Below are 25,553 nucleotides of genomic sequence, written 5' to 3'. Positions count from 1 at the left end.
TGGTGCGCCGACGACGCCGGTCGCAGTGGGCGAGTCCGCCGTGGTGCTCGGCCGGTCGGCGAGCCCCGACCAGTCGATGCCGAGGCGGACGCCGCAGGCGACCACGACGACCAGCAGCGCGAGGAAGGCCAGGACGGCGACGCCGTACGCGAGGTAGGCGATGAGCTCGTTGCCCGTGCCAGCGGCCTCGTCGGGCCACTGGGCCGCGGCCACGAGCGAGCTGACGATCGCGACGACGACCGCGCCGAGGGCGAGGCCGAAGAGGGTGCCGCCGGCCTGCTGCTGCTTGCTCATGGGGACTGACGATAAGCGACGAGCGCGCACGTGTCTCAAGTCACGCGCAGTGCGGCCGATCCTCTTGGTATCGACCTGAGGGGGATGCCATGTACCGACTCGTGTGCGGTGACGTGATGCCGGAGTGCGCGGCGCGGTTCGAGGGGACCGACCGGGCTCGACTGATCGCGGAGGTGACCCAGCACGCCGCGCGGGCGCACGGCATCGTCGGGGCGCCGATCGAGATCACGATGGCGCTCGAGTGCCGGATCTCGGCGCACGACCGCCCGACCGCGGCCTGAGCCAGATCTGATCCGGTCCCGGGGCTAGGCCCCCGGGACGATCCGCAGGTCACGGACGGCGCCGCCGTCGAGCGCGGCCAGCGCCTCCTGGTAGGCCGCGCTGTCGTGGGCGGCGACCGCCTGCTCGACCGAGTCGAACTCGATGAGCACCGAGCGCGTCGTCCGGCCGGCCTCGTAGACCTGCTCGGGGAGGCCGCGGGCGAGGAAGGTGCCGCCGGCACCGGTGAGGGCCGGGCCTGCGAGCTCGGCGTACGCCGCCAGCTTCGCCTCGTCGGTGACCTCCACGTAGGTGCTGATCCAGTACGCCGTCATGCGCCCATCGTGCCCGACCGGAGTTGTGACCCAGGCCTAGGGTCGAACCATGACGACACGCACGCTCGGGCAGGGCCTGGAGGTCTCCGCGATCGGTCTGGGCTGCATGGGGATCAGCCAGTCCTTCGGACCCTCGCCCGACAGGCCGGAGATGGTCGCCTTCCTCCGTGAGGCGGTCGAGCACGGTGTCACCTTCTTCGACACCGCGGAGGTCTACGGCCCCTTCGCCAACGAGGAGGTCGTCGGCGAGGCTCTCGAGCCGGTGCGCGACGAGGTCGTGATCGCCACGAAGTTCGGCTTCGACCTCGACGGCGACGGCCGCCAGCACGGCGTCAACAGCCGGCCCGACCACATCAGGGAGGCGGTCGACGGGTCCCTGCGGCGGCTGCGCACCGACGTCATCGACCTGCTCTACCAGCACCGTGTCGACCCCGACGTGCCGATCGAGGACGTCGCCGGCACCGTGCGGGACCTGATCGCCGAGGGCAAGGTCCGGCACTTCGGCATGTCCGAGGCCGGGCCGACCACCATCCGCCGCGCGCACGCCGTACAGCCGGTGACGGCCCTGCAGAGCGAGTACTCCCTCTTCTGGCGCGAGCCGGAGGAGTCGGTGCTCGGGACGCTGGAGGAGCTGGGCATCGGGTTCGTGCCGTTCAGCCCGCTGGGTCGCGGCCTGCTGACCGGGCAGGTGACGCGGGAGTCGACGTTCGGCGAGGGCGACATCCGCGCCAACCTGCCGCGCTTCGCCCCCGACGCGCTGGCGACCAACCTCGACCTCGTCGACCGGGTCACCGCGATCGCCGAGCGCCTCGGCGCCACGCCCGGCCAGGTCGCGCTCGCGTGGCTGCTCGCGCAGCGACCGTGGATCGTGCCGATCCCGGGCACCCGCAGGCTCGCCCGGCTCGAGGAGAACCTCGGCGCCGCCGATCTCGCGCTCAGTGACGCGGACGTCGCCGAGCTCACCGCGGCCGCCGACAGCGTGAGCGTCGACGGGGACCGCTACCCGGCCGCCATGCAGGCGATGATCGATCGGAGCTAGGCGCCGGAGGGCAGTCCCGGCTCGCTGCCGAGCCGGGCCCGGGCCGCCGCCGACGTGCCGGCGCCCCACGAGGACGGCGCCGCGGCGCCGGCGTAGGCCGCGCCCCGCCAGGTGCCGCGGACGCCGTGCTCGGTGGTCATCTTGTCGAAGTAGTCGACGACCTCGATCTCCTTGGCCCGCAGGGCCACCTCGGTCGACGCCGAGGGAGGCTGCTCGGCCTCGACCTGCCGACGGGCGCGGGTGCGGGCCTCCGTCAGGCGCTCGGCGACGTGGGCCGTCCAGGCCTCGTAGAAGGCGGTCCGGGCCGTCGACCCGTGGACCGGGCGGGACGCCCAGCGCCGGCGCCGGGCGTCCCAGACCTCCTGGACGTCGGCCTTGTGGGCGCCCGAGCGCAGGTGCGCGTCGCCGTCGGCGACCATCTGCGTGACCAGCGTCGCGTAGAGCGCCTTCACGATGGTGATGTCACTCGGGAAGCCGTAGAGCGTGACCCGGGTGTTGTCGGAGTAGATCGCCGCCTTGAGGTCGTTGGCCCGGGCGACCTCCAGCAGCAGCCGCACGAAGCGCGCCAGCGAGCGCTTGCCGCGCTCGCCGACCTGGACGGTCTCGTACGTCGGGTCCTCGCGCCGCTCCTCGTCCTGCGCGCTGGCCCGAGCGACCGCCAGCGCGATCTGGTGGCGGGTGGCCAGCGCCTGCGCCTTGGCGAAGAACGCGTCGCGCTCGGCGGCGTTGGTGGTGCGCTCGGCCTGACGCAGCAGCTTGCCGATCCGTAGCAGGGTGCGGTCGTCGCCGTCGACGCCCGTCTCGAGCGACTGCAGCCGGTAGGCGGTGTGGAGCAGCTCGGCCTGGACCGGGAGGCCGAGGTCCTCGAGCAGGCGCAGGTGGGTGCCGCGGAAGTCGGCGCCGTGGCCGCCCGCGCCGGTCAGGTGGTGGGCGACCTCGTGGAGGACCACGGCCGCGCGCAGCGACCACGCGCCGCCGACCTCGCGGGGCGGGATCGCGATGACGCCGTCGCCGTCGTACTCCGCCTGGCGGCGGCCACGGCGGGCGCGGACCCGCACCGGGATCGCGGTCAGGTCCCGACCCTCCGCGTCGTCGTACGTCGCACCGGTCGACGTGAGGTGGGCCAGCACCCGGTCCACGTAGGCCTGCACGTGGTCGGGGTCGGTGAAGCGCGGCTCGACCTCGGGCTCGAAGGAGCGCACCTCCTCGCCGACCCGGACCTGCAGCGGCTCGCCGGGGGTGCGGCGGGCGCGGTCGAGCCAGTCGGCGTAGAGGTCCTCGGCGGCGTAGACCGCCGTGGTGTCGGGATCGGGCACGTGTCGAGCCTGCCACGGGGCTCCGACAGGCAGGCGCCCGGCAGGCGTCAGGCCTGCGTCAGCGCTTCAGGTCGCGCAGCACCCGCTGGCTGGCGAGCCGGCCGGGGGAGCCGATCACGCAGCCGCCGGGATGGGTGCCCGAGCCGCACTGGTAGTAGCCGTCGATCGGGGTGGCGTACTGGCTCCAGCCCGGCGCCGGCCGGAAGAAGTACATCTGCGGGGCCAGGAACTCGCCCGCGAAGATGTTGCCCTCGGTCAGCCCGGTGCGGGTCTCGATGTCGACCGGCGTGACCACCTCGCGGTGCAGCACCAGGTCGCCGAAGCCCGGGAAGTGGGACTCCAGCACCGCCTGCGCCTTGTCGCCGAAACGCTCCCGCTCGGCCTCCCACGACGACTCGCGCAGCTCGTACGGCGCGTACTGCACGAAGCAGGACATGACGTGCTTGCCCGGGGGCGCCATGTCGGGGTCGACGACCGACTGGATCGCGCCGTCGATGTAGGGCTGCTCGCTGTACCAGCCGTACTTGGACGCGTCGAAGGCGCGTTCGACGTACTCGATGGTCGGGCCGATGTTGAGGAAGCCGCCGTAGTGGTCGACGGAGTCGGGCAGCGCCGGGAAGACCGGCAGCCCGTCCAGGGCGAAGTTGACCTTGGCGGAGACCCCGCGGAACTTCATCCGCCGGACGTTGTCGACCAGGTCCAGCGGCAGCTCGGCGGCGTCGACGAGGTCGAGGAAGGTACGCCGGGGGTCGAGCGCCGACACCACCGTGGGCGCGCGGAGCTCGGTGCCGTCCTCGAGCACGACGCCGACCGCGCGGCCGTTGTCGGTGAGCACCGACGAGACCGGCGCGCCGAGCCGGATCTCCGCGCCGTACGCCGTGGCCGCGCGGGCGAGCACCTGCGTGAAGCCGCCGTTGCCGCCCTTGTGGAAGGCCCACGAGCCGAGGTGGCCGTCGTGCTCGCCCATCTTGTGGAAGAGCAGCACCAGCCCGGAGCCGGGCGACATCGGCCCGACCTTGGAGCCGATCACCGACGACGACGCGTGGTAGCCCTGGATCGCCGGGTGCTGGAAGTAGTCGCCGATCCAGTCGGCGGCCGACCCGGTCAGCAGCCGGACGGTGTCGTGCATCGTCTTGCGGTCGACGCCCCCGAGGTGGTCGACCAGCCACTTCACGTCGGCCGCGTCGTCGGGGTCGTGGCCGAAGACGTTCGGCGGGGCGTTGTCGAAGAGCGGCCGGATCGCCTGGCAGACCCGGTCGAGGTCGTGGTGGTAGCGCTCGTAGGCGTCCGCGTCGCGCGGCGAGTGCCGGCGCACCTCCTGGAGGTTCTGCGCGTGGTCGTCGCCGAAGAGCAGGTAGTCGCCGTCGCCGGTGGGGTGGAAGGACGACGGCATCATCAGCGGCAGGAAGCCGTGCTTCACGAGGTCGAGCTCGTGGATGATCTCCGGCCGCAGGAGGCTGAGCGCGTAGGAGAACGTGGTGAACGAGAAGCCCGGGCCGGCTTCGTCGACACCGAGCTCCTCGGTGATGGCCGCGCCGCCGACGAGGTCGTTCTTCTCCAGCACGACCGTGCGCAGCCCCGCCTTGGCGAGGTATGCCGCGTGGGTGAGGCCGTTGTGACCGCCGCCGACGACGATCGCGTCGTACTCGTGGGAGCTCATGACTTCTTCCTGTCGGGCTCGAAGAACGGCATCGGCGTCGTCGCGACCCGGACCGTCGTGTTGTGGTGGTTGATCGCGAGCTCGAGCCGCAGCCCGGTCCCCGGGGCGGCGAGGTCGGGGCGGACCCGGGCGATGCCGATGTGGCGCTGGAGCGCGGGGGAGTAGACGAAGCTCGTGCAGTAGCCGATCTCGGTGTGCCCGCCCTGGGGGTCGTCGTCGAGCAGCATCGACTCGTAGGGCAGCGGGTGCTCGGACTTCGGCGGGAAGAGGCCGGCCCGGCGGTAGAGGCGGTCCCAGTCGTCGGGGTCGACGACGATGCCAGTGGTCGCCCAGCGCGACGTGCCGTCCACGAGCTCGCGGCGGATCGCCTCCGAGCCGACGAAGCGGCGCGACCCGTCGCGGACGCCGCGGAGCATCCAGCCGAGCCCGAGCTCCTTCGGGGTGACGCAGTCGGCCTCGGTGAAGGCGAGGCGGGCGTCGTGCCACTCGATGTCGACGAGCGGCAGGCCGGCCTCGATGCGCAGCGTCATCAGCGCCTCCTCACCGAAGGGGCGGATGCTGTGCGGCCGGCCGGCGTCGAGGACCGCGTCGAGGACCGCGACGGCGTCGTCGGCGGCGACGGTCAGCTCGAAGCCGAGGTCGCCGGTGTAGCCGGTGCGCGACAGGGTGACTGCAGCGTCCGCGACCTTGGCGGGCACGTGGTCGAAGTAGCCGAGCGTCTCCGCCTCGGGCGCCAGCGCGGCGAGCACCGCGCGCGAGCGCGGGCCCTGGACGGCGAGCATGCCGTAGGCGTCGGTGACGTCCTCGAGCTCCACCCGCAGGCTCGAACCGAGCTCCTGGAACCACGACAGCGCCGGCCGGCCAGCGGTGAGCAGGAACTCGTCGGCGGAGTGCCGGAAGACGACGCCGTCGTGCATGACGTAGCCGCGGTCGTCGCACCACGCGGTGTAGTGGGCCTGGCCCGGTCGGCAGGTCCGGACGTCGCGCACGAGCGTGCGCGAGAGCAGGCGCTCCGCGTCCGGGCCGCGTACGGCGTACTTGTAGAGCGGCGAGGTGTCGAAGACGCCGACGCCGTTGCGGACCGCGAAGTACTCGTGCTTCGGGGCGTGGCTGTAGCGCAGCGGCGACAGGGTGCCCTGCCAGTGGGTGTAGAGCTGCTGGGAGTTGAGCTCGCTCAGGCGCGGGTGGAACGGCGTCGTCCTGATCACCCGTGCCAGCATAGGGCTCCGGCGCTCAGCCGCCCATGGTCACCGCATGGTCACGGTGTCCCGCAGCGGCAGGTCGCGCGAGGACCGGCCGACCGCGATCCGGTAGGTGCCCGGCGTGACCACCCAGCCGTGGCGCGCAGTGCTCCACCGGCTGAAGGCGCGGCGGTCGAGCCGGAGCGTGACCCGGGTGCTCTCGCCGGGGCGCAGGCGGACCTTGTCGAAGCCCTTGAGCTGCCACGGAGGCTCGCCTGCGGCCGCCGGTGCGCCGACGTAGACCTGGGGAACGGCCGAGCCGGCGCGGTCGCCGGTGTTCTGCACGGTGAGGCGCACGACGGCGCCCGCGCCGGTACGGCGGACGGCCAGGTCGCGGAGGTCGAAGGTGGTGTAGCCGAGGCCGAAGCCGAAGGGGAAGAGCGGCTTCTGGCCGTGAGCGTCGTACCAGCGGTAGCCGACCTCGAGTCCCTCGGAGTAGGTGACCGTGCCGTCGACGCCGGGGTACTGCGCCGGCTTCATCGCGACCTGCTCCTCGTCGACCGGGAACGTCTGGGGGAGGCGCCCGCTGGGCTCGTCCTCGCCGTAGACGATCCGGGCCAGCGACGCGCCGTGCTGGAGGCCGGCGTACCAGGTCACGAGCACGGCGCCGGCGTCGTCGAGCCACGGCATCCGGACCGGCCCGCCGACGTCGAGGACGACCACCGAGTCGGGGTTGGCGGCGGTCACCGCGGAGACCATCTGCTCCTGCTGGAGCGGCAGCCGGGTGCACAGGAGGGTGGCGCAGGCGTTGGGCTCCATGTCCAGGTCGGTGCGGTCCGAGCCCTCGCTGGAGCCGTCGGAGGCGACCACGATCGCGACGTCGGCCGCGGCCGCGGCGGCCCGCGCGTCGGCGACCGAGGAGCCCTCGGTGTAGACGACCGTGTCGCCGCGGGCAGCGGCCTCGTCGAGCATCCCCTGGAGCGGCGAGACGACGCTCGGCGGCAGGCCGGAGCCGTGCGAGGAGCCGCCCCCGCCGGTCGTGCTCGCGGCGCCGACCGGGTTGGCGGCGTAGCCGATCACCGCGATGGTGCGGCCCGTCGGGACCGAGCCGGGCGGGTCGCCGAGCGGCAGCAGATCGTCCCGGTTCTTCAGCAGCACCGTCGCCTCGCTCGCGACCCGGCGGGCGGTGGCGAGGTGGGCGTCCGTCGAGGCGTCGGAGAGGTACGACGTGGCGCTCGGGTCGACGGGGTCGTCGAAGAGACCGAGCCGGAACATCGGCCGCACGATGTTGCGCACCATCTCGTCGAGGCGCGCTCGGGTCAGCGAGCCGTCGTCGAGCGCGGCCTGCATGTCGGAGGCGCCGAAGTAGCGCCCGCCCCCGCCGTACACGGGGGTGCTCGGCGCGGAGAACGGCACGGCGTGCATCTCCAGGTCGAGCCCGGCCATCGCGCTCGGCGCGGTCGAGTGCACGGCGCCCCAGTCGGAGACGACGAAGCCGTCGAAGCCCCAGTCGTCGCGCAGGATGCCGGTGAGCAGGCCGGGGTTCTCGCACGCGTAGGCGCCACCCACCTGGTTGTAGGAGCACATCACCGACCCGACGTCGGCCTTCTTCACCGCGGCCTCGAACGGCGGCAGGTAGATCTCCCGCATGGTGCGCTCGTCGGCGCGCACGTCGACGGTCATCCGGTCGGTCTCCTGGTCGTTGAGCGCGTAGTGCTTGGCGTCCGCGATGACCGGGTTGTCCTGGATGCCCTCGATGAAGGGCACCGTCATCTGTGAGGTGAGGTAGGGGTCCTCGCCGAAGTACTCGAAGTTGCGGCCGTTGTAGGGCGTCCGTGCGATGTTCATGCCCGGCCCGAGCATCACGTTGATGCCCTTCTGGTGCGCCTCCTCGCCGATCGCCCGGCCCACGCGCCGCTGCAGCCGCGGGTCCCAGGTCGAGGCCTGCGCGACCCCGGACGGGAACGTCGTCGTCGACACCTGGAGGCCCGCCACGCCCGAGCCGGCGTCGCTGAGCACCAGGTCGGGGACGCAGAGGTCGGGGATGCCGGTCACGTGGCCGGCGGTGCCGTAGTAGAGGAGGTACGGCGGCCGGTCGCCGAAGGTGACCATGTGCAGCTCCTGGTCCTCCGACATCGCCGAGACGAGCGCCCGGGCGCGGGCCGACGGGCTGTCGTGGGGGTCCATCCAGGCAGCGCAGGCGCCGTCGGGCGAGGTCGCCGCCGTGGCGGTGCCGCCGACGGATCCGGTGAGGGCGGCCGCGGCGAGGGCGACGGCCGCGAGGACGGCCGGCGGACGCAGACGTGTCATGCGAGTGACAACGGTCGCAGGCCGCATCGGTGACGCCCGGCTCAGCACGGGCGCCCGCCTGCCGATGGTGACCAGGTGACCGGTTCCCGACTCGAGGTCGTCAACGGCGCCCGCGCGGACGAGCAGGTCGACCCCCGGGTGCTCGCCGTCCTCGAGGTGCTCGGCGGGCGGACGGCGGCCGAGGTCGGCGTGCGCTGGTCGGTCGACCCGGCGCTGGTGCACCGCTGGACCCGTGGCTTCGTCGAGGCCGGTTCCGCGCAGGTCACCAACCGCCCCGCGGCCGACGCCGAGCGGCAGCGCGACCGCTTCCTGGCCGCCTTCGCCCACGAGCTGCGCACGCCCCTCACCACCGCTCAGGGCTGGGTCGCGATGCTGGCCGAGGGTGACGTACCTCCCGCGGCGGCCGCGCGCACGGTCGGCAAGCTGGAGGCCGCGCTCGAGCGGCTGGCCGAGCGGGTCGTCGACGTGCAGCTGCTCGCGGCCGCCTCGCTCGGCCTGGTCCGGCTGGACCCGGCGCCGGTGCCGATCGGCGAGCTGGTCGCCGGCCTGAGCGGGCTCGACGGTCCCGACGAGGTCGGCGGGCTCGGACCGGACGTCGTCCTGGACGTCGATCCCGACCTCTTCCGGCGCGTGCTGCGCGACCTGTGGCTCGCGGGCCAGTCCCTGCCCACCCCGCGCTCGGTCCGGCTCACCGTCGGCACCCACGGGCCCTGGTGGGAGGTCTCCGTGGTCCGCGACGCGGACCCCATCGACACCGCCGTGCTCACTGCGCTGTTCGAGCCGTTCGAGCTCAACGACGACGGCACGGGCGTGACGATCGGCCTCTATCTCGCCCGGGCCCTCGTGGTGGCTCATGGCGGGACGCTGGGTGCCGATCAGGACCAGGACGGTGCCGTGCTGTGGGTCCGGATCCCGCGCACCGTCGACACCACCGAGATCTCCGGGCCCTGAGGAGGCTGCAGTGTTCAAGCTCGCTTGTGGCGATGTCATGCCCGGGTGCGCGGCCCGGTTCGAGAACTCCGACCGGGCGGCCATGATGGCCGCCGTCGTCGCCCACGCCGGCGCCGACCACGGGATCACGGACTTCACCCCCGAGATCGTCTCCGCCGTCGAGAGCAAGATCCTCTTCGCCGCCTGAGCGTCGCTGCGCCGGGTAGGTTCCGGGCGTGCTCTGCCACGCCTGCTACGCCGACCCGGCCGCGATGCCGGACTGCGCCGCCTGCCGGGGGACCGGTCGTGCGACGTCGATGCCGCTGTGCGCCGACCCGTGGAACGAGGTCGTGCCCGGACTGTGGCAGGGCGGGCACGACGTACGGTCCCAGGACCCGGCGGCGTGCGTGGTGCGCGACGAGTTCGACCTGGTCGTCAGCCTGACGACCCGGGCCGGGTACGGACCCGACCCGGAGGTCGAGCACGTCGTGCTGCGGCTCGCGGACGCCGCGCTGGACGCTCCGGCCGCGGCGCGCGTCGACGAGGTCGCGCGGACCGTCGCCACTGCAGTCCGCGACGGCCGGAGCGTGCTCGTGCGCTGCTCGGGCGGCCTCAACCGCTCGGGCCTCGTCGTGGCGATCGCGCTCGTCCACCTGGGTCACACCTCGGACGAGGCGGTCGCTCTCGTGCGAGCTGCCCGGGGCCCCTGGGCCCTGACCAACCCCGCCTTCGTCGCCCCGCGGGGCGGCCGGCGGGGCTGAGCAGCCCACGAACGGGTCGGCCGGGTGGTCCCACCTCGGGACCACCCGGCTCGATCAGCAGATCCGTCGAGTAGAGGTTTCTCGTGGGTTGAGTCGCTGCTTTCCGTCGTACATCCCGCGGAAACCCTCGACCCGACCCGCGGAAACCCTCGACCCGACCCGCGGAAACCCTCGACTCGGCGCTCGGCTGCCTCAGCCGCGGTGCTGGCTGGTGAGTCCGCCGTCGACCACGAGGTCGGCGCCGGTCACGAACGACGCGTCGGTCGAGAGCAGGAAGGCGATCGCGGCCGCGACCTCCGCCGGCTGGGCCATCCGGCCCAGGGGCGTGGCCTGCTCGAAGCCGGTCCGCACCTCGTCGATGTCGAGCGCGGGCTGCAGCATCGGCGTGATCACGAAGCCGGGGCTGACCGTGTTGACCCGGATCCCCTCGGGCCCGAGCTGGGCGGCCATGGAGCGGGTCAGGCCGTGCAGGCCGGCCTTCGAGGCGCAGTACGCCGGGATCCACGGGCTCGCCGCGTGCCCCTCGATCGAGGCGACGCCGACCACGGCCGCACCGCACGGCTCCGCGGCCGCCGTACGCAGGTGGTCGACCAGCGCCTGCACCAGGAGCGCGTGAGAGCGCAGGTTCACGTCGACGACCGCGTCCCACGTGTCGGAGTCGAACGCGCCGACGGGCTCGGGACGGACGGCGCCGGCCGCGTGGACGAGACCGGAGATGCCGCCGAGTGCCTCGGCGCCCGCCGCGACCGGGCCGGTGAGGTCAGCCGTCACGTCGACGACGGCGCCGGGCATCCCGAGCTCGGCGGCCCGGTCCAGCACGGCGTCGTCGAGATCCCAGAGCAGGACCCGGGAGCCGCGCTCGGCGAGCAGTCGCGCGGTGGCCAGCCCGATCCCGGAGGCGGCGCCGGTGACGAGGATGCGAGCGGTCGGGGCGGGCGCGGTGGCGGGGGAGTCGGTCACGACGGCTGAGGCTAGGGGAGCGGCGTACCGAATGTGACCCCATTCACCCGGATCGCTGGTCTGCGGCGGCTTCGGGGACTACGTTCTCCCCAGAAGAGAACACGTTCTACTTACCGCCAGGAGCACACCATGCAGACTCGCGCCGCCATCCTCTGGGAGCCCCACACCGAGTGGAGCGTGGAGGACATCGAGCTGGACCCGCCCAAGCGGGGCGAGCTCCTGGTGAAGCTCGCGGCGTCCGGTCTGTGCCACTCCGACGAGCACATGGTGACCGGCGACATGGTGCTCGACCCGGAGCTCGCCGAGGCCTTCGGTCTCAAGCAGTTCCCGGTGATCGGCGGGCACGAGGGTGCGGGCGTGGTGCAGGAGGTCGGCCCGGACACCGTGGGCTTCGAGGTCGGTGACCACGTCGTCTTCAGCTTCATCCCGTCCTGCGGCAAGTGTCCGTCCTGCTCGACCGGCAAGCAGCACCTCTGCGACCTCGGCGCGTTCCTGCTCAGCGGCATGCAGCTCGGTGACTTCTCCTACCGGCACCACGCCAAGGACGGCCGCGACCTCGGCATCATGGTCGGCCTCGGCACGTTCTCGCCGTACACCGTGGTCAACGTCGACAGCGCGGTGAAGATCGAGAAGCACATCCCGCTCGACAAGGCCGCGCTCGTCGGCTGCGGCGTCACGACCGGCTGGGGCTCCGCGGTGTACGCCGCCGACGTGCAGCCCGGCGAGTCCGTCGCCGTCATCGGCATCGGCGGCATCGGCATGGCGGCCGTCCAGGGCGCGGCGCTGGCCGGCGCGCGGCACGTGATCGCCATCGACCCGGTCGACTGGAAGCGCGAGAAGGCCCTCACCCTCGGCGCGACCCACGCCGCCGCCTCGATGGAGGAGGCGCAGCCGCTCATCAACCAGCTCACCTACGGCCAGATGGCCGACAAGGCGATCCTTGCGGTCGGCCTGGCCACCGGAGACCTGATCAACCCGATGATGGGCCTGATCAAGAAGTCCGGCCGCGGCGTCGTCACCGCGGTGGCGAACATGATGGCCGAGGACGTGAAGCTCAACCTCTTCGACATGTCGATGCAGCGCAAGGAGCTGGTCGGCTGCATCTTCGGCAACGCCAACCCGCGCTACGACATCCCGCGCCTGCTGCACCTCTACATGGAGGGCAAGCTCAAGCTCGACGAGATGGTGACGACCGAGTACTCCCTCGACGAGATCAACCAGGGCTACCAGGACATGCGGGACGGGAAGAACATCCGGGGTCTGATCCGGTACGAGTGACCCGTCCGAGGTTCGTCAGGCGACGTCGGCGTCCATCGCGGCGACGTAGTCCCGCTTGATCGCGCGCCAGGCCTCGTCGGTCATGGTGCGGCGCCAGTAGGGCGAACACGACAGGTCGGCGCGGGCGAGGCCGCGGTCCGTGAGCAGGTGCTTGCGGATCGCGCGGATCTCGTCGGCCTCGCCGTGGATGAAGGCGTGCACGCGGCCGGTGGGGAAGTCCAGGTCGGCCACGGCCTCGGCGAGCAGGTCCACGTCGTCGTCGGCACCGGTGCGGTGCAGCCACTGGAGGTCGAGGTCGCCGGGGCAGGGGAGCGGGACCTCGTGCTCGGGACCGTCGCAGACCAGCCGTGCGACCACGCGTCGCCCGGCCGGGACCGCCGCGAGCGAGGCGGCGATCGCCGGGAGCGCGGACTCGTCGCCGACCAGCAGGTGCCAGTCGGCCTGCGGGTCGGGGCGGTAGCCGCTGCCCGGGCCCTCGAAGACCAGCACGTCGCCGGGCGTGGCCCGGGCGGCCCAGGGGCCGGCGATCCCGTGGTCGCCGTGCACGACGAAGTCGATGGTCAGTCGGGCACCGTCCCAGTCGCGCACCGTGTAGCGCCGGCGGACGGGCCACAGCTCCTTCGGCTGCGACTCCTTCACCTCGGCCGGCGCGAAGACCCCGCCGTACGGCGCCCCGGCGGGCGGGATCGCGACGTTGACGTAGGTGTCGGTGGCGTCGGGGAGCTCGAAGCCGACCAGCCCGTCTCCGCCGAGCACCACGCGCACCAGCGCCGGGGTGATCCACTCCGTCGACTCGACCTGACCGTGCCATGCGGGCATTGCGTTCCCTCCGTCGTCCTTCGTCGGAGGTAAGGTTAGCCTTACTCCCAAGGCGTCAGGCGATCTGGGAGCACTCCTCCGACGGCCAGGCGCCCGGCATGCCCAGGGCGAACCCCTGTCCGAGGGCGCAGCCGAGCGTCAGCAGGTGCGCCACCTGCACCGCCGACTCGACGCCTTCCGCGATCACCCGGACCCCCGTCGCGCGGAGCAGGCCGAGCACCGAGCCGAGCAGCTCGAACTCCTCCGGCGAGGTGGCGATGCCGCTGACGAGGGAGCGATCGATCTTCACCGTGTCGGCCGGCAGGTCGTGGAGCCGGGCGATCGACGAGTAGCCCGTCCCGAAGTCGTCGATCCCGATCCCGACCCCGGCCCCGCTCAGGGCGGTCAGCACGGGTAGCAGCTCCTCGGCCTCCGTCATCACCGCGGTCTCGGTGAGCTCGAGCAGCAGCAGGGAGGGCGGAAGCCCGCGCGAGGACAGCGCGCCGAGCACGCCGTCGACGTACCCCTCCTCGCCGAGCTCGAAGGGGGAGACGTTGACGTGCAGCCGGAAGTCGGGGTCGAGGCTCCGCGCCGCCGCCTCGTCGAGCGCCCGGTCGAGCACGACGTGGCCGAGGCGGGCGATGAGGCCGTGGTGCTCCGCGAGGCCGACGGTGGTGAGGGCCGAGACCGGTCCGTGGCGGGGGTGCGTCCACCGGACGAGGGCCTCGGTCCCGACGGCCTCCCCGGTCGCGAGGTCGACGACGGGCTGGTAGTCGACTCCCACCTGCTCGGTGCTCGCCATCAGCGCGATGGCGAGGTCGTTGACGAGCTCGATGTCGTCGTGGCCGGCGTCGAGGGACTGCCCGTGCGTCCAGTGGACCGGGCCACGCCGACGCAGGTCGTCCGCGCCCAGGAGCGCCGCCCGGGCCGCGCCGACGCAGTCGACCGAGGACTGGCCGGGACGGCACCGGTGCGCGGCGATGCGTCGGGTCGCCCACACCGGCCCCTCGGGTGTCTCGACGAGCCCGTCGAGGACCTCGGCGAAGCGGTGGACCGTCCGACGAGCCGTCCGTGCGGGCGCGGTCACCCCGAACGCGAGTCCTCGCTCCGAGGTGGCCAGCAGCGACACGGGCGCGGGGAACGCCTTGCTCTTGTCGATCAGTCCGTCCAGCACCGCGCCGTACACCTGCCAGCCGCGGCGCGCGATGATCGACTCGGCGTTCTCGATCGACACCGCCACCACGACGGCGACCTGGTCGCGGCGGTGGGCACGTGTCCGGACGGCGCCGAGACGGGCGACGGCCACCTTGAAGGGGTCGACGGTGTGCCAGGGCTCCATGGGCGAGCCGGCGCCGGCGCGAACGGTCATCTCAGGTCCCGGTCGGCTGGGCGACGATGCACCAGGGCACGTTGAGGTCGCTGATCACGTCGACGAGCACCCGGCTGGCCAGGGACCGGGCCAGGTAGGCGGTGGCGCCGAGCCGGTGGGCCTCGAGGACCTCGGCGTCGTCGGCCGTCGTGCCGATCGCGAGCACGGGGATGGTGCCCAGGCCGCCGATGTCGCGGACCGCCTGCAGGACGAAGCGCCCGCCCGGGTCGTCGAGCTCGAAGGTCGTGACGACCACGACCGGCAGGGGGTAGGAGAGGCGGTCGGAGTACGGACCGGAGCCGCGCAGGTAGCGCACCGCTTTGCCCGGCGTGGTCGCCTCGACGACCGGGTTCAGCATCCGGACTGCGGCCAGACCGTCCCGCAGGACCGCGGTGTGCGCCGTGTCGCGGTCCATGACGAGCACGGGTGGATGGTGCGAAAAGGACAAGTTCCCCATAGGTCCCACCTGCCTGAGTCCGGCCCGAGTGGTCTCAATAAAAGGAGGCAAATGGAGGATGACATTACGAGAAACGCGTCGTCCGGTAATTCAAACTTTTGTCTAGACAGGATTCTCGGAATCCCACGAATCAGGTGAGTCCGACCAGGTCGAGGTACGCCGAGGCGAGGGCGCCGCCCCACAGGAGGCCGAATCCGGCGCCCACGACGAGGAACGGGCCGTGGGCGATGCGGGTGCCGCGCCGGGCCCGTCCGCGCAGCATCAGGACCGTCCCGGCGAGGGCGCCGAGCACGAAGCCGGCCGCGAGACCGACGATCGCGGACCCGATCCCCACGGCGCCCAGGACGGCTCCGAGCAGGGGGGCCAGGGCGACGTCGCCCAGCCCCATGCCGCGTCCGGCAGAGCCGAGCCAGATGCCGCCGTAGACGACGAGCCAGACCGCGATGCCCCCGGCCACCGCGGTCCCCGAGACCTGGCCCAGCCGCCACCCGACCGCGAGGGTGGCCGCCGCCGCGACGGCCGCGACGCCGGTGATCGAGAACGGCAGCCGGCCGTGCGCCTGGTCGATCAGCGCGAGCGCCACGCACGCGGCGGCCACCAGCAGGCTGGCGACGAGGACGGTCGGCCCCTGGGTCTGCCCGACGCGGACCGTGACGATCGCGAAGAGGGCGGCGGTCCCGGCCTCGACGAGGGGGTACCGCACCGGGATGGCGGCCCGGCAGTCGCGACAGCGCCCGCCCAGTGCGAGCCAGGACAGCACCGGCACGTTGTCGCGGGCCCGGACCACGTGGCCGCACGCGGGGCAGGACGAGGGCGGTCGGACCACCGACACCCCGGCGGGGACCCGGTGGACGACGACGTTGAGGAACGATCCCGTGGCCAGGCCGAGCACGGTGACGAGGCCGACCCAGACCGTGATCGGGACCGCGGGGTCGGTCATGCGACGACCGCGTCGACGAAGGAGGCGTCGAGCGCCTCGGTCTCGTGCGGCTCGACGACGGACCGGAGGACGGCGCGGGTGCGCGCGACGAAGGTGTCGAGTGGCTCGTCCAGCCCCGTGGGGCCCTGCTGGTCAGCGTCGCTGAAGACCAGCGCGCGACGGGCGAGGTCGAGGCGCAGGTCGAGCGAGACGAGACGGTGGTCGCCGTGGGTGCGCGCGGACTCGAGCAGCAGGGCCTCGAACGACGCGAGGTCGGCCTCGCGGGCCTGGGTGCGGGCCGAGTCGATGTCCCCTGCTGCGGTGCGGCCCGCAGCGGCCATCCGCTCGGCCGCCCGGTCGAGGAGCATCGTCACGTCGCGCGGGGCGGGATCCGGCTCGACGGGCAGGTCGGCTCGGGCTGGCACGTGGTCGACGGGTGCGAGCAGGGCAGGGACACCACTGCTGTCGGCGGCGAGCTCCACCGCCAGATCGCGGGCGCTGGCGACGGCGTCCCGGGTGTCGCGGGCCGCGGCTGCCGCCTGGGTGCCGGCCAGCTGCTGGCCGCTCGCGCCGAGCAGGGGGCCGAGGACGCGGAGGTCGGCCGCCCACTGGCTGACGGCCGCCTCGCGGGCGTGACCGTTGCGGCCGTGCTCACGGGCGAGGTCGGCGTAGGCCGGCGTGCCGACCCCGGGCGCCCGGGCGGCCACCACCGCACGCGCCTCGACGACGGGGGCCGAGGTCGTCGGCGACGGGATGGCCACGGTCGTCTGCCGCGCGGTCGGTGGACGACGGAGCCGTCGCGAGCGCGTCCGGATCCAGAGCAGCACCACCAGCGCGACCAGGCCGGCCGCGAGCGGGATGACGGGGACGGCATCGAACGACGAGGTGTCGAGGCGCACAGGACGGCTCCTTGGTGGGTGGCTGTCGACGGTGTCGACGTAGGCCCGCCCTGCCTTGAGCCTGTCTAGTCCGCGTCGGCCCAGGCGGCGGGCGTGGCGGCCCACTGCCGCATCCAGTCCCGGATACCGGCGAGCGGGGTGGCGGGGCCGATCCAGTTGCCCTGCAGCGCGTCGGCGCCGAGCTCGCACAGGCGGCGGGCGGCGACCGGGGAGTCGACGCCCTCCGCCACGGCACGCACCTCGAGGCCGCGGACGCCCGCGATCAGCGCCCGGACCAGCCGCTCGGTGCCCGGCGTCTGGTCGAGCGCCTGGATGACCGTCGGATCGATCTTCGCCTCCCGCACGGCCGGGTAGTGCCAGAGCGCGCCGAGGGAGGAGTGGGTCGATCCGAAGCCGTGCACGCTGACCCCGCACCCGAGCCGGCCGAGGGACGCGAAGAGCCCCAGCACCTCGAGCGTGGGTCGCGGTGATGGCCCGGGGACCTCCAGGACGAGGTCGGCCGGTGCTACGCGATGCCGGTCGAGCAGCTCCTCCAGCTCGTGCACGAGGTCCTCGCCGAACATCGTCCGGGCCGAGATGTTGACCGACACGGTGCAGCCGGGTGCCAGTGACGCCAGGCGTGCGTGGTCGGACAGGGCGGCGTCGAGGGTGAAGGTGGTGATGTCGGCGATCAGACCCGTGCGCTCGGCCATCGGCACGAACTGGCTGGGCAGCAGCAGGCCGAGCTCGGCGTGGTGCCACCGGACGAGCGCCTCGAAGCCGGTCACCCGACCGGTGCGGCTGTCGACCTGCGGCTGGTAGTGGAGCGTCAGCTCGCCCCGGCCGACAGCGGCGGCGAGGTCGTCGCGCAGGCGATGGCTGCCGATGCCGTGCGGTGGGCTCTCGCTCCGTCGCCACTGCCCGGGCCCGGCCGCCTTGGCGACGTACATGGCCTGGTCGGCGGCCTGGAGGAGCTCGTCGAGGTCGTCGCCGTCGGTGCCGGCGATCGAGACGCCGAGCGAGACGCCGACCGAGATGCGCAGGCCGTCGAGGAAGACCGGTGCGCTCAGCGTCGTGAGCAGCTGGCGCACACGGTCGTCGACCTCCCGCCCCGGGGGGAGCGGGCCGACCAGCATCGCGAACTCGTCGCCACCGAGCCGGACCGCGATCTCACCGGGCAGGAGGCACGACCGGGTCCGGGCACCGATCTCGGCCAGCACCTGGTCGCCGATGTGGTGCCCGGCCCCGTCGTTGACCGTCTTGAACCGGTCGAGGTCGAAGAGCAGCACGGCGATCACCCCGTCGCCACCCGCGGCCGCCGCGGCGGCGAGGATCGACGGTCCGCGCTGGGTCAGCAGGTCGCGGTGGGGGAGTCGGGTCACGGAGTCGAGGGCGCCGTCGTTCGTGGACGCGGCCGGTGCCCCGGGCCGTGAGGGCTCCGGCTCCGGTCTCGGGGTGTCCCGCCGGGGGCGCCTCAGCACCGCGGCCACGGCGACGGCGACGACCGCACCTGCGACGACCAGGACGGCCGCGAGGAGGGACGTTGCCAGAACCACGAGCTCATCCTTGGGACTCCGTGACGGAGGCGCGATCGGCCCCGTCGGGCGGGCTGTCGGCGGCAGCATACGAGACCGGTGGGGCGACGTACGTCGATCCGGTCACCGAGACGATCAGGGCGGGACCGCCGTCCGGTGCTGCAGCGACGCTGAGGGAGCTCACGAGGAAGGCGCGCCTCATGTGCTCGAGGTTCGCCAGGAGCCGCCGCGCCTGCGCGTCGTCGCAGGTGACGACCACCGAGACCGTCTGCCGGGCGAGGCCGGCCCGAGGCGGTGAGGGCGTGCTGGCACGGGTGTCCTCGGTGATCGGCTGACCGGTCGCGTCGAGCAGCACCGGCGCCGAGGGGCTCAGCGTGGTGATCGCCTGCGCCGGGATCCCGGCGTCGGTCGCGGCGGCCGTCACCGCTCGGAAGAAGCCCGGCTGGTCGGCCGTGCCCGGGAAGGCGCCGGCGAGCGTCGCGGCGAGACGGTCGTACGCCGGGAGCTCGTCCCGCTCGCGCCGGAGCGCCGTGACCTGCGAGGTCATCTCGAGGTTGCGCTCCTGGGTGCTCTGCGTCGTCGCGTGGACGTCGCCGGTCTCCTCGAGGAGCGGGTGGAGGAGGAAGAGCCAGCTCAGCGCGGCGACCGCCACGACCGCCACGGTGCCGATCGCGACCGTGCCCGGGAAGGATCGCGGGTTCATCGTCGGGTCTCCTTCCGGAGCTGGGCCGTCAGGTCATCGAAGCGGCCGCTGAACGCGTCGGTCGACAGGCCGACCGAGCCCGAGAAGCTGACCGCCTCGTCCTCGCCCGCGGTCGTGGTGTCGACGAACGGCTCGACGAAGAGCGAGCTGGCGCCCAGACCGATGACCAGCTGGCCGACGACCTCGCGCGAGGTGGCGGTCCCCTCGATGGTGAGGCAGCCCACCACCACGGTGGTGCCGAACGGGTCGGGCCCGGGGCAGGTGCCGACCAGCCCGCGGGCCGGGTCGGAGCGCTTGGCGCCCGCCGACCCCGCCGACCCCGCCGACCCCGGCGACGACGACGGCGAGCCCGGCTGCGGCTCCGCGGCCGCGAGCTCCACCGAGATCGTGGTCACGGTCGCTCCCGGAGGGGTCGCGGCGCGCAGCGCGTCCAGGACGGAGGAGAAGGCGACGTCGGACCAGGTGACCGACGCTACGGTGTCGGCGCGGTCCTCGACCGCGGCGACGTAGGTCTGCACGGGGCTCAGCTCGGCCAGCTGGGTGTCGAGCCCGGCCGCCACCGCCTGCTCGCCTCCGAGCTCGACGTGGGCGCCGTGGAGCTCGAAGCGCAGCCCGCACCAGACCAGCGCGAGCGACGTCACGAGCGCGATCCCGCCCACGACGAAGCGATGGCGGACGCGGTGGACGCGGAGCTTCTCGAAGACCCAGGGGGACAGCAGGTTGACCGAGGCCGTCGGCTCGGGGGCGGTGCGGCTCATCCGATCGCCCCGAGGGCCAGCCCGGTCGCCACCACGAGCTCGGAGGAGGAGTCACCAGCGACGCCCCCGCGGTGCCGGCGGCCGCCGGATCCCGCGAGGACGTCGCCGGCTGCCAGCCGCCGGGTCGGCAGGCCGAGCGTGACCCCAGCCAGCTCTGCGAACCCGGTCAGCTCGGCCCCCCCACCCACGAGCACCAGCCGCGAGGGCGGGTGCTCGTGGTCGCTGCTGCGGTGGAAGTCGATGGTCGCGCGCATCTCGGCGAGCAGCTGGTGCGCCCCGTCCAGCAGGGCCGCAGGTGCCACGCCTTCCGGCGTACGAGGAGGTACGACGGAGGGGGTGCCGCCGTGTCCGGAGAGCGCGAGCTCGCCCTCGGGGGCCGGGAGCCGGCCGGCAAGCTTGGCCCGCTCGGCCTCCTCGAGGCCGCACCCCGCCTGCTCGGCCAGGGCACGCGTCAGCGCGGCACCGCCCAGGCCCACGGCGATCCGGACCAGATGGGGGCGACCGGCCGTGTGGATCGCGAACGTCACCTTCTCCGCTCCGACGTCGACGACCGCCTCGGTCGTCGGCTCGGCGCGTTGGGCGGCGTACGCCGACGCCCGGATCAGGGCGAGCGCCGAGAGGTCGGCGGCGGACGCCTGCAGTCCCGCGGACTCCACGCAGCGCACCAGGTCGTCGACCGCGCCCCGCGCGGTCGCGACGAGCAGGATGCGGACCATGCGCCGGGGCTGGCCCTGCTCGTCGGTGGTGACGTGCTCGCCCAGGAGCACGTGGTCGATGTTGGCGTCGTCCACCGCGACCGGGAGGAGCTCGCCGACCTGGTAGCGCAGGGACTTGCGGAGGTCGGCGGGCGGCATCCAGTCGAGCTCGAGCTGGCGCACCAGGACCGACGCGCCGCTGATGCCGACGACGACCCGACGGTGGTGCAGCCGGGCGTCGTGCCAGAGCCGCCGCAGCGCCTGGGCCAGCTGGTCCGGGTTCCGCACCGCACCCGCGTCGACCACGCCCGGGGGCAGTGGGAGCGACCCGGACCGGACGAGCTGGGGACTGCGGCCGGTCGTCAGCTCCACCGCCCGCAGACCCGAGCTGCCGATGTCCAGGCCCACGACGGTCCGTGCCATGGCCGACTCCCTCCCCGATGGCGGACCGCGTGCCCGCCGGACTGGCCGGAGCATCGGTGCCCGGCGCCGACTACTTGAGGGCACACCGGCGCTCAAGTCCGGGCCAGGAGGAGCCGACACGTCAGGTGTGCACAGCAACGGAGGAGCGATGACCGAGCTCTCGGGTGGTCTGGTCATGCTGCTGGCCGCGGTCCGGCGACATGGGGCGTCGGACCTGCACCTGCGCCCGGACACGACCCCGAAGCTGCGCATCTCCGGCACGCTCGTCCCGGTCGGCGACCGCGCGTACGGCGGCTCCGAGGTCGACCACATGGTGCGCAGCTCGATGCCGCCGGCGGTGCTGGCCGGCTTCGAGGCCGACAACGAGGCGGACTACGCGGTGACGGTGGACGGCGTCGGCCGGTTCCGGGTCAACGCGTTCCGCACGCGGGCCGACACCGGCGCCGTGCTCCGGCTCGTCAGCGACCATCCGCTGACCCTGGCCGAGCTCGGCATGCCGGAGGTGGTCTCGCGGCTGGCACTGGTCCCGCGAGGTCTCGTCCTGGTCACCGGGCCGACCGGCTCCGGCAAGACGACCACCCTCGCCGGCATCGTCGACCTGGTCAACGAGCAGCGGGCGGTGCACGTGCTGACGCTGGAGGACCCGATCGAGGTGCTCCACCACGACAAGCGGGCGACGGTGACGCAGCGCGAGCTCGGCAGCGACACGCGCGACTGGGGCAGCGCTCTGCGTTCGGCGATGCGACAGGATCCGGACGTGATGCTCATCGGCGAGCTCCGTGACGTCGACACCGTGCGGTCCGCGATCTCCGCTGCCGAGACCGGGCACGCCGTGTTCACCACCATGCACACCATGGACGCACGCGAGACCGTGCTGCGGCTCGTCGACTTCTTCCCGCCCCACGAGCAGCAGCGGGTCCGGATGACCCTGTCGTCGGTGCTCCAGGGCATCGTGTGCCAGCGGCTGGTGCCGCGTGCGGACGGCACCGGACGGGTGTGCGTCTCGGAGATCGCCGTGGCCGACGCCCGGCTCGCGGACGCGGTGGCCGACCCGGACAAGACCTCGACCATCCCCGACATCGTCGCGTCCGGCGACTACTCCGGGATGCGCACCTTCGACCAGCACCTGGTGGAGCTGGTCCACGACGGTGTCGTCGACCTGCGCGCGGCGACCGCCGCCGCCAGCAACCCCCACGACTTCTCGGTGATGGTGCGCCGCGCCGGCCGGCCCGGCGAGCGCGCAGCGGAGCACGGAAGGGCGAGCACATGAGCATCTCCGACGACCCCCGCCTCGGCGGCACCCAGGCGGAGGCCCACGACCTCGCCGGGCTCACGCTGGACGAGCTGCGCGGCTACCGGCAGCGGCTGCGCGACGAGGAGGACCGCATCTCCTACTGGCGCCGGCTGGTCCACGCGCGCATCGACGTGCTCGACGCCAGCGGTGGCGTCGAGGGCTCCCTGTCGCTCGACGACCTCGTGCGGGTGCTGGGCGACACCGGCACCGGCCGGGTCCGCCAGGCGCTGCACCGGGTGCGCGCCGCCGAGCCGCTCCCGGACCTGCCGGCGCTCGACGAGGTGTGGACGGTCCCCGCGGACGCGGCCTCCGGCGCGCAGGCGCGCGAGCGGCTCGTGGCGGCCGAGCAGCAGCTGACCCGCTACCGCAGCGCCCTGCACGAGCGGATCGACGCGGCCACGGCCGAGCTGGTCGCCCGCTACCGGCAGGACCCGACGAGGGCGCTCTCCGCACTGCCGCACTGACCCGCCCCGCCCGCGGGCTCAAGGCCCGTCGATCCGGTGCCGACACTCCCGGTGTCGACGGCGCAGCCGCCGACCGGACCGGACGAGGTGGCGATGACACAGGTGCACCAGGGCGCGACCGTCGAGGCGTTGCTCGCCGAGCGACAGGTCTCGCCCGAGGACGTGGAGCGCGCGACCGCGGTCGCCGCGGCCAGCAACATCTCCGTGATCGACGCGCTGCTCACCGAGGGTGCCGTCGACCGGCGGGCCCTGCTGAGGGTCGCGGCGCACGCCGCGGGCGCCGAGCTCGTCGACCTCTCCGAGCACCCGGTCGACGCGGGCGCGGCCGCGCAGGTCCCGGGCGCGTTCGCGCGACGTGCCGGGGTGCTGCCCTACGCCTGGTCCGGCAACGAGCTCCAGGTGGCCGTGCCGCTCCGGTCCCTCGCCGACCTCGTCCTGAAGGACGACATCGCCCGGCTGTCCGGTCGGCGGATCCGGTTCATGCTGGCGACGCGGTCCGAGATCGAGCAGCGGATCAACCAGGTCTACCGCGCGGAGGGCGAGCTCGCCGACCTCACCTCGGACCTCGTCGTCGACGACAGTCCCGACCTCGACGCACTCACCGAGGTCGCCGCCGACCAGCCCGTGGTCCGCTTCGTCAACCTGCTCATCTCCCAGGCGATCTCCGACCGTGCCTCGGACATCCACGTCGAGCCGACGGAGCGCGACGTACGGGTCCGCTACCGCATCGACGGCGTCCTGCACGACACCCACCGGGCCCCCCGCAGCATCCACGCCGGGGTCGTGTCGCGGCTCAAGATCATGGCGGAGATGGACATCGCGGAGCGGCGCGTGCCCCAGGACGGCCGGCTGACCGTGAACCACGAGGGTCGTTCGATGGACCTGCGGATCGCGACCCTGCCGACGGTGTGGGGCGAGAAGATCGTCGCCCGGGTCCTCGACAACTCCAACACGACGCTGAGCCTCGACGACCTGGGCTTCAGCGGCGCCAACTTCGAGCGCTTCGAGTCGGCGTACCGCCGGCCGCACGGGATGATCCTGGTCACCGGCCCGACGGGGTCGGGGAAGTCCACGACGCTCTACGCGACGCTCAACATCCTCAGCCAGCCGCACGTCAACGTGATCACGGTGGAGGATCCGGTCGAGTACCGGCTCCCGGGCATCAACCAGATGCAGGTCAACAACAAGGCCGGGCTCACCTTCGCCTCGGCCCTCCGGTCGATCCTGCGGGCCGACCCGGACATCGTCCTCATCGGTGAGATCCGCGACCACGAGACCGCGACGATCGCGGTGGAGGCCGCGCTGACGGGCCACCTCGTCCTCTCCACGCTGCACACGAACGACGCGCCGTCGGCGGTGACCCGGCTGGTGGAGATGGGGATCGAGCCCTTCCTGGTCGGCTCGGCGCTGGACGCGATCGTCGCCCAGCGGCTCTGCCGGGCGCTGTGCCTGCGGTGCCGGCAGCCGTACGAGCCGTCGGCCGAGGAGCTCGCGCTGATCGGGCTGCGGCCGGCCGAGGACCTCGAGCCCACCTACTTCCGCGCCGCGGGCTGCTCGGCCTGCGCCCAGACCGGCTACCGGGGGCGGATGGCCCTCCACGAGGTGATGGCGATGACCGAGGACGTCGAGCGGCTGGTGGTCTCCCGGGCACCGACCGAGGAGATCACCCGCGTGGCGCGGGAGCAGGGCATGGCGACCCTGCACGAGGACGGGTGGCTCAAGGTCCAGCACGGGCTGACCTCGGTCGAGGAGGTGCTCCGTGTCGTGGGCTGAGGCCGCTCCCGTCGTACCGGCGCTGGAGCTCGACGAGCTCCTGCTCATGGTCGAGCGGATGAACGGGTCGGACCTGCACCTGACCGCCGGGGCGCCACCCACCGTGCGGGTCCGCGGCGCCCTGACGCCGGTCGAGGGGCACCCGGTGATTCGGCCCGACGAGCTCCGCGAGGCGCTCTACGCGATCATGACCGAGCGCCAGCGACAGGCGCTCGAGGAGACCCGCGAGCTCGACCTCGCCTACGCCGTCCCCGGCTTCGGGCGCTTCCGGGTCAACATCTACTGGCAGCGGCAGAGCATCGGCGCGGTGATGCGGCTGATCCCGTGGCAGATCAAGCCGCTCGCCGAGCTCGGCATGCCGCCCGTCGTCGAGGGCTTCGCCCGCATGATGCGCGGGCTCGTGCTCGTCACCGGGCCGACCGGCTCGGGGAAGTCGACGACCCTCGCCTCGATCATCGACGTGGTCAACCGGACCCGGCACGGCCACATCATGACGATCGAGGACCCGATCGAGTTCCTCCACTCCCACCGCGGGTGCCTGGTCAACCAGCGCGAGGTCGGGGCCGACACCCACGACTTCCGTACGGCGCTCAAGCACGTGCTGCGCCAGGACCCCGACGTGATCCTGGTCGGAGAGCTGCGCGACCTCGAGACCATCTCGGTCGCCCTGACCGCGGCGGAGACCGGCCACCTCGTGCTGGCCACGCTGCACACCCAGTCGGCGCAGGACACGGTGAGCCGGGTCGTCGACGTCTTCCCCGCGACCCAGCAGCAGCAGGTGCGCACCCAGCTCGCCGCGACCCTCCAGGGCGTGGTCTGCCAGGCCCTGGTGCCGACCGCGGACGGCACCGGCCGGATCCCCGCGACCGAGATCATGGTCTGCAACGCCGGCATCCGGGCGATGATCCGCGACGACAAGCTGCCCCAGATCCCGGGCGCCCTGCAGTCCGGTGCGCGCGAGGGCATGCAGACCATGGACGCGCACCTCGCCGCGCACGTGCGGGCCGGCCTGATCACCCGCGAGGTCGGCCTCGAGTACTGCGCCAAGCGCGACGACTTCCTCGCACTCGTCGGGTCGGGCGTCAGCCTCCCGGCCGGGACGACGTACGCCGGACGGGTGGGGACCTCCCACGCCGCCTCCGCCCAGGGCTGGTCATGAGCGGCC

Annotated in this window: 26 protein-coding genes; 10 read left to right on the top strand and 16 right to left on the bottom strand. The window is 73.2% G+C overall.

The genetic code is table 11. The features are described 5' to 3' along the window. Window positions 1-294: hypothetical protein (locus tag K8U61_RS17885; protein WP_224124404.1), on the bottom strand; the 294-nt coding region annotated here is incomplete at its 3' end. A gap of 89 nt (window positions 295-383) precedes the next feature. On the opposite strand from K8U61_RS17885, the gene K8U61_RS17880 reads away from it, so the two are divergent. Further along, window positions 384-575: a DUF1059 domain-containing protein gene (locus K8U61_RS17880; protein WP_224124403.1), complete on the top strand. Its 192-nt coding sequence runs from the start codon at window positions 384-386 to the stop codon at window positions 573-575. 24 nt (window positions 576-599) lie between these two features. Here K8U61_RS17880 and K8U61_RS17875 read toward each other — a convergent pair whose 3' ends face one another. Further along, window positions 600-887, bottom strand: coding sequence for a DUF1330 domain-containing protein (locus K8U61_RS17875; RefSeq protein ID WP_224124402.1), 288 nt, complete (start codon window positions 885-887; stop codon window positions 600-602). A 49-nt stretch (window positions 888-936) separates the two neighbouring features. Between K8U61_RS17875 and K8U61_RS17870 the strand changes: the two genes are divergently transcribed. Then, window positions 937-1,926, top strand: a complete 990-nt coding sequence (locus K8U61_RS17870; RefSeq protein WP_224124401.1) for an aldo/keto reductase — start codon at window positions 937-939, stop codon at window positions 1,924-1,926. On the opposite strand, the gene K8U61_RS25565 is transcribed toward K8U61_RS17870, so the two are convergent. From K8U61_RS25565 to K8U61_RS17850, 4 genes are read right to left on the bottom strand one after another with little or no spacing between them, the layout of a single operon-like run. Next, window positions 1,923-3,242: a DUF2786 domain-containing protein gene (locus K8U61_RS25565; protein WP_224124400.1), complete on the bottom strand. Its 1,320-nt coding sequence runs from the start codon at window positions 3,240-3,242 to the stop codon at window positions 1,923-1,925. The two genes, K8U61_RS17870 and K8U61_RS25565, sit on opposite strands and share 4 nt — an antisense overlap. Window positions 3,243-3,300: 58 nt before the next feature. Continuing rightward, on the bottom strand, window positions 3,301-4,902 hold the full coding sequence (locus K8U61_RS17860; RefSeq protein WP_224124399.1) for a phytoene desaturase family protein: 1,602 nt from the start codon (window positions 4,900-4,902) through the stop codon (window positions 3,301-3,303). Then, window positions 4,899-6,110, bottom strand: coding sequence for an aminomethyl transferase family protein (locus K8U61_RS17855; protein ID WP_224124398.1), 1,212 nt, complete (start codon window positions 6,108-6,110; stop codon window positions 4,899-4,901). The genes K8U61_RS17860 and K8U61_RS17855 overlap by 4 nt, the downstream gene beginning before the upstream one ends. A gap of 39 nt (window positions 6,111-6,149) precedes the next feature. Then, window positions 6,150-8,393, bottom strand: a complete 2,244-nt coding sequence (locus K8U61_RS17850) for a glycoside hydrolase family 3 C-terminal domain-containing protein (RefSeq protein WP_224124397.1) — start codon at window positions 8,391-8,393, stop codon at window positions 6,150-6,152. A gap of 75 nt (window positions 8,394-8,468) precedes the next feature. Here K8U61_RS17850 and K8U61_RS17845 point away from each other — a divergent pair, with 75 nt between their 5' ends. Genes K8U61_RS17845 through K8U61_RS17835 form a run of 3 tightly spaced genes read left to right on the top strand, consistent with a single transcriptional unit; the run spans window position 8,469 to window position 10,084 of the window. Next, window positions 8,469-9,344 (top strand): sensor histidine kinase, encoded by an 876-nt coding sequence (locus K8U61_RS17845; RefSeq protein ID WP_224124396.1) that lies wholly within the window; start codon window positions 8,469-8,471, stop codon window positions 9,342-9,344. 10 nt (window positions 9,345-9,354) lie between these two features. Beyond that, window positions 9,355-9,531, top strand: a complete 177-nt coding sequence (locus K8U61_RS25560; RefSeq protein ID WP_224124395.1) for a DUF1059 domain-containing protein — start codon at window positions 9,355-9,357, stop codon at window positions 9,529-9,531. Window positions 9,532-9,559: 28 nt separating this feature from the next. Continuing rightward, a complete protein-coding gene (locus K8U61_RS17835) occupies window positions 9,560-10,084 on the top strand; it encodes a protein-tyrosine phosphatase family protein (RefSeq protein ID WP_224124394.1) in 525 nt (174 codons plus the stop codon). Between the two features lie 192 nt (window positions 10,085-10,276). Here the strand turns inward: K8U61_RS17835 and K8U61_RS17830 are convergent, their stop codons facing one another. Continuing rightward, window positions 10,277-11,044, bottom strand: coding sequence for an SDR family NAD(P)-dependent oxidoreductase (locus tag K8U61_RS17830; RefSeq protein WP_224124393.1), 768 nt, complete (start codon window positions 11,042-11,044; stop codon window positions 10,277-10,279). A gap of 129 nt (window positions 11,045-11,173) precedes the next feature. On the opposite strand from K8U61_RS17830, the gene K8U61_RS17825 reads away from it, so the two are divergent. After that, a complete protein-coding gene (locus K8U61_RS17825) occupies window positions 11,174-12,322 on the top strand; it encodes an NDMA-dependent alcohol dehydrogenase (RefSeq protein ID WP_224124392.1) in 1,149 nt (382 codons plus the stop codon). Window positions 12,323-12,337: 15 nt separating this feature from the next. Here the strand turns inward: K8U61_RS17825 and K8U61_RS17820 are convergent, their stop codons facing one another. From K8U61_RS17820 to pilM, 9 genes are all read right to left on the bottom strand, one after another. After that, a complete protein-coding gene (locus tag K8U61_RS17820) occupies window positions 12,338-13,141 on the bottom strand; it encodes a siderophore-interacting protein (RefSeq protein WP_224124391.1) in 804 nt (267 codons plus the stop codon). Between the two features lie 55 nt (window positions 13,142-13,196). Continuing rightward, window positions 13,197-14,489 carry an EAL domain-containing protein gene (locus K8U61_RS17815; protein WP_224124390.1) on the bottom strand — a complete coding sequence of 431 codons (1,293 nt, stop codon included), beginning with the start codon at window positions 14,487-14,489 and terminating at the stop codon, window positions 13,197-13,199. Window position 14,490: 1 nt separating this feature from the next. Then, window positions 14,491-14,913: a response regulator gene (locus tag K8U61_RS17810; RefSeq protein WP_224124389.1), complete on the bottom strand. Its 423-nt coding sequence runs from the start codon at window positions 14,911-14,913 to the stop codon at window positions 14,491-14,493. A 163-nt stretch (window positions 14,914-15,076) separates the two neighbouring features. Further along, the gene (locus tag K8U61_RS17805) at window positions 15,077-15,886 is read right to left on the bottom strand and encodes a prepilin peptidase (protein ID WP_224124388.1); all 810 of its coding nucleotides are present in this window, start codon (window positions 15,884-15,886) and stop codon (window positions 15,077-15,079) included. Further along, window positions 15,883-16,764: a hypothetical protein gene (locus K8U61_RS17800; RefSeq protein ID WP_224124387.1), complete on the bottom strand. Its 882-nt coding sequence runs from the start codon at window positions 16,762-16,764 to the stop codon at window positions 15,883-15,885. The genes K8U61_RS17805 and K8U61_RS17800 overlap by 4 nt, the downstream gene beginning before the upstream one ends. Before the next feature lie 65 nt (window positions 16,765-16,829). Then, window positions 16,830-18,299 (bottom strand): putative bifunctional diguanylate cyclase/phosphodiesterase, encoded by a 1,470-nt coding sequence (locus K8U61_RS17795; RefSeq protein ID WP_224124386.1) that lies wholly within the window; start codon window positions 18,297-18,299, stop codon window positions 16,830-16,832. A 4-nt stretch (window positions 18,300-18,303) separates the two neighbouring features. After that, on the bottom strand, window positions 18,304-18,981 hold the full coding sequence (locus K8U61_RS17790) for a hypothetical protein (protein WP_224124385.1): 678 nt from the start codon (window positions 18,979-18,981) through the stop codon (window positions 18,304-18,306). Then, a complete protein-coding gene (locus K8U61_RS17785; protein WP_224124384.1) occupies window positions 18,978-19,739 on the bottom strand; it encodes a PilN domain-containing protein in 762 nt (253 codons plus the stop codon). The genes K8U61_RS17790 and K8U61_RS17785 overlap by 4 nt, the downstream gene beginning before the upstream one ends. After that, a complete protein-coding gene (gene pilM, locus K8U61_RS17780) occupies window positions 19,736-20,857 on the bottom strand; it encodes a type IV pilus assembly protein PilM (RefSeq protein WP_224124383.1) in 1,122 nt (373 codons plus the stop codon). Before pilM ends, K8U61_RS17785 begins: the two co-directional genes overlap by 4 nt. A 148-nt stretch (window positions 20,858-21,005) precedes the next feature. Here pilM and K8U61_RS17775 point away from each other — a divergent pair, with 148 nt between their 5' ends. From K8U61_RS17775 to K8U61_RS17760, 4 genes are all read left to right on the top strand, one after another. Beyond that, window positions 21,006-22,127, top strand: a complete 1,122-nt coding sequence (locus K8U61_RS17775; protein ID WP_224124382.1) for a type IV pilus twitching motility protein PilT — start codon at window positions 21,006-21,008, stop codon at window positions 22,125-22,127. Beyond that, window positions 22,124-22,615: an RsiG family protein gene (locus K8U61_RS17770; protein WP_224124381.1), complete on the top strand. Its 492-nt coding sequence runs from the start codon at window positions 22,124-22,126 to the stop codon at window positions 22,613-22,615. Before K8U61_RS17775 ends, K8U61_RS17770 begins: the two co-directional genes overlap by 4 nt. Before the next feature lie 93 nt (window positions 22,616-22,708). Next, complete coding sequence (locus K8U61_RS17765) at window positions 22,709-24,388, top strand: GspE/PulE family protein (protein WP_224124380.1); 1,680 nt, start codon at window positions 22,709-22,711, stop codon at window positions 24,386-24,388. Further along, complete coding sequence (locus tag K8U61_RS17760; protein WP_224124379.1) at window positions 24,375-25,547, top strand: type IV pilus twitching motility protein PilT; 1,173 nt, start codon at window positions 24,375-24,377, stop codon at window positions 25,545-25,547. The genes K8U61_RS17765 and K8U61_RS17760 overlap by 14 nt, the downstream gene beginning before the upstream one ends. Window positions 25,548-25,553: the final 6 nt, after the last annotated feature.

The organism is Nocardioides mangrovi (assembly GCF_020073815.1).
Classification (GTDB): domain Bacteria; phylum Actinomycetota; class Actinomycetes; order Propionibacteriales; family Nocardioidaceae; genus Nocardioides; species Nocardioides mangrovi.
This window is presented reverse-complemented; position numbering and strand designations above follow the sequence as displayed.

Bases quoted from the DNA above. Each gene is read 5' to 3' on its own strand.
- K8U61_RS17880 (WP_224124403.1), top strand. From the start codon at position 384: ATGTACCGACTCGTGTGCGGTGACGTGATGCCGGAGTGCGCGGCGCGG.
- K8U61_RS17875 (WP_224124402.1), bottom strand. From the start codon at position 887: ATGACGGCGTACTGGATCAGCACCTACGTGGAGGTCACCGACGAGGCG.
- K8U61_RS17870 (WP_224124401.1), top strand. From the start codon at position 937: ATGACGACACGCACGCTCGGGCAGGGCCTGGAGGTCTCCGCGATCGGT.
- K8U61_RS17860 (WP_224124399.1), bottom strand. From the start codon at position 4,902: ATGAGCTCCCACGAGTACGACGCGATCGTCGTCGGCGGCGGTCACAAC.
- K8U61_RS17850 (WP_224124397.1), bottom strand. From the start codon at position 8,393: ATGACACGTCTGCGTCCGCCGGCCGTCCTCGCGGCCGTCGCCCTCGCC.
- K8U61_RS17825 (WP_224124392.1), top strand. From the start codon at position 11,174: ATGCAGACTCGCGCCGCCATCCTCTGGGAGCCCCACACCGAGTGGAGC.
- K8U61_RS17820 (WP_224124391.1), bottom strand. From the start codon at position 13,141: ATGCCCGCATGGCACGGTCAGGTCGAGTCGACGGAGTGGATCACCCCG.
- K8U61_RS17815 (WP_224124390.1), bottom strand. From the start codon at position 14,489: ATGACCGTTCGCGCCGGCGCCGGCTCGCCCATGGAGCCCTGGCACACC.
- K8U61_RS17805 (WP_224124388.1), bottom strand. From the start codon at position 15,886: ATGACCGACCCCGCGGTCCCGATCACGGTCTGGGTCGGCCTCGTCACC.
- K8U61_RS17790 (WP_224124385.1), bottom strand. From the start codon at position 18,981: ATGAACCCGCGATCCTTCCCGGGCACGGTCGCGATCGGCACCGTGGCG.
- K8U61_RS17785 (WP_224124384.1), bottom strand. From the start codon at position 19,739: ATGAGCCGCACCGCCCCCGAGCCGACGGCCTCGGTCAACCTGCTGTCC.
- pilM (WP_224124383.1), bottom strand. From the start codon at position 20,857: ATGGCACGGACCGTCGTGGGCCTGGACATCGGCAGCTCGGGTCTGCGG.
- K8U61_RS17775 (WP_224124382.1), top strand. From the start codon at position 21,006: ATGACCGAGCTCTCGGGTGGTCTGGTCATGCTGCTGGCCGCGGTCCGG.
- K8U61_RS17770 (WP_224124381.1), top strand. From the start codon at position 22,124: ATGAGCATCTCCGACGACCCCCGCCTCGGCGGCACCCAGGCGGAGGCC.
- K8U61_RS17765 (WP_224124380.1), top strand. From the start codon at position 22,709: ATGACACAGGTGCACCAGGGCGCGACCGTCGAGGCGTTGCTCGCCGAG.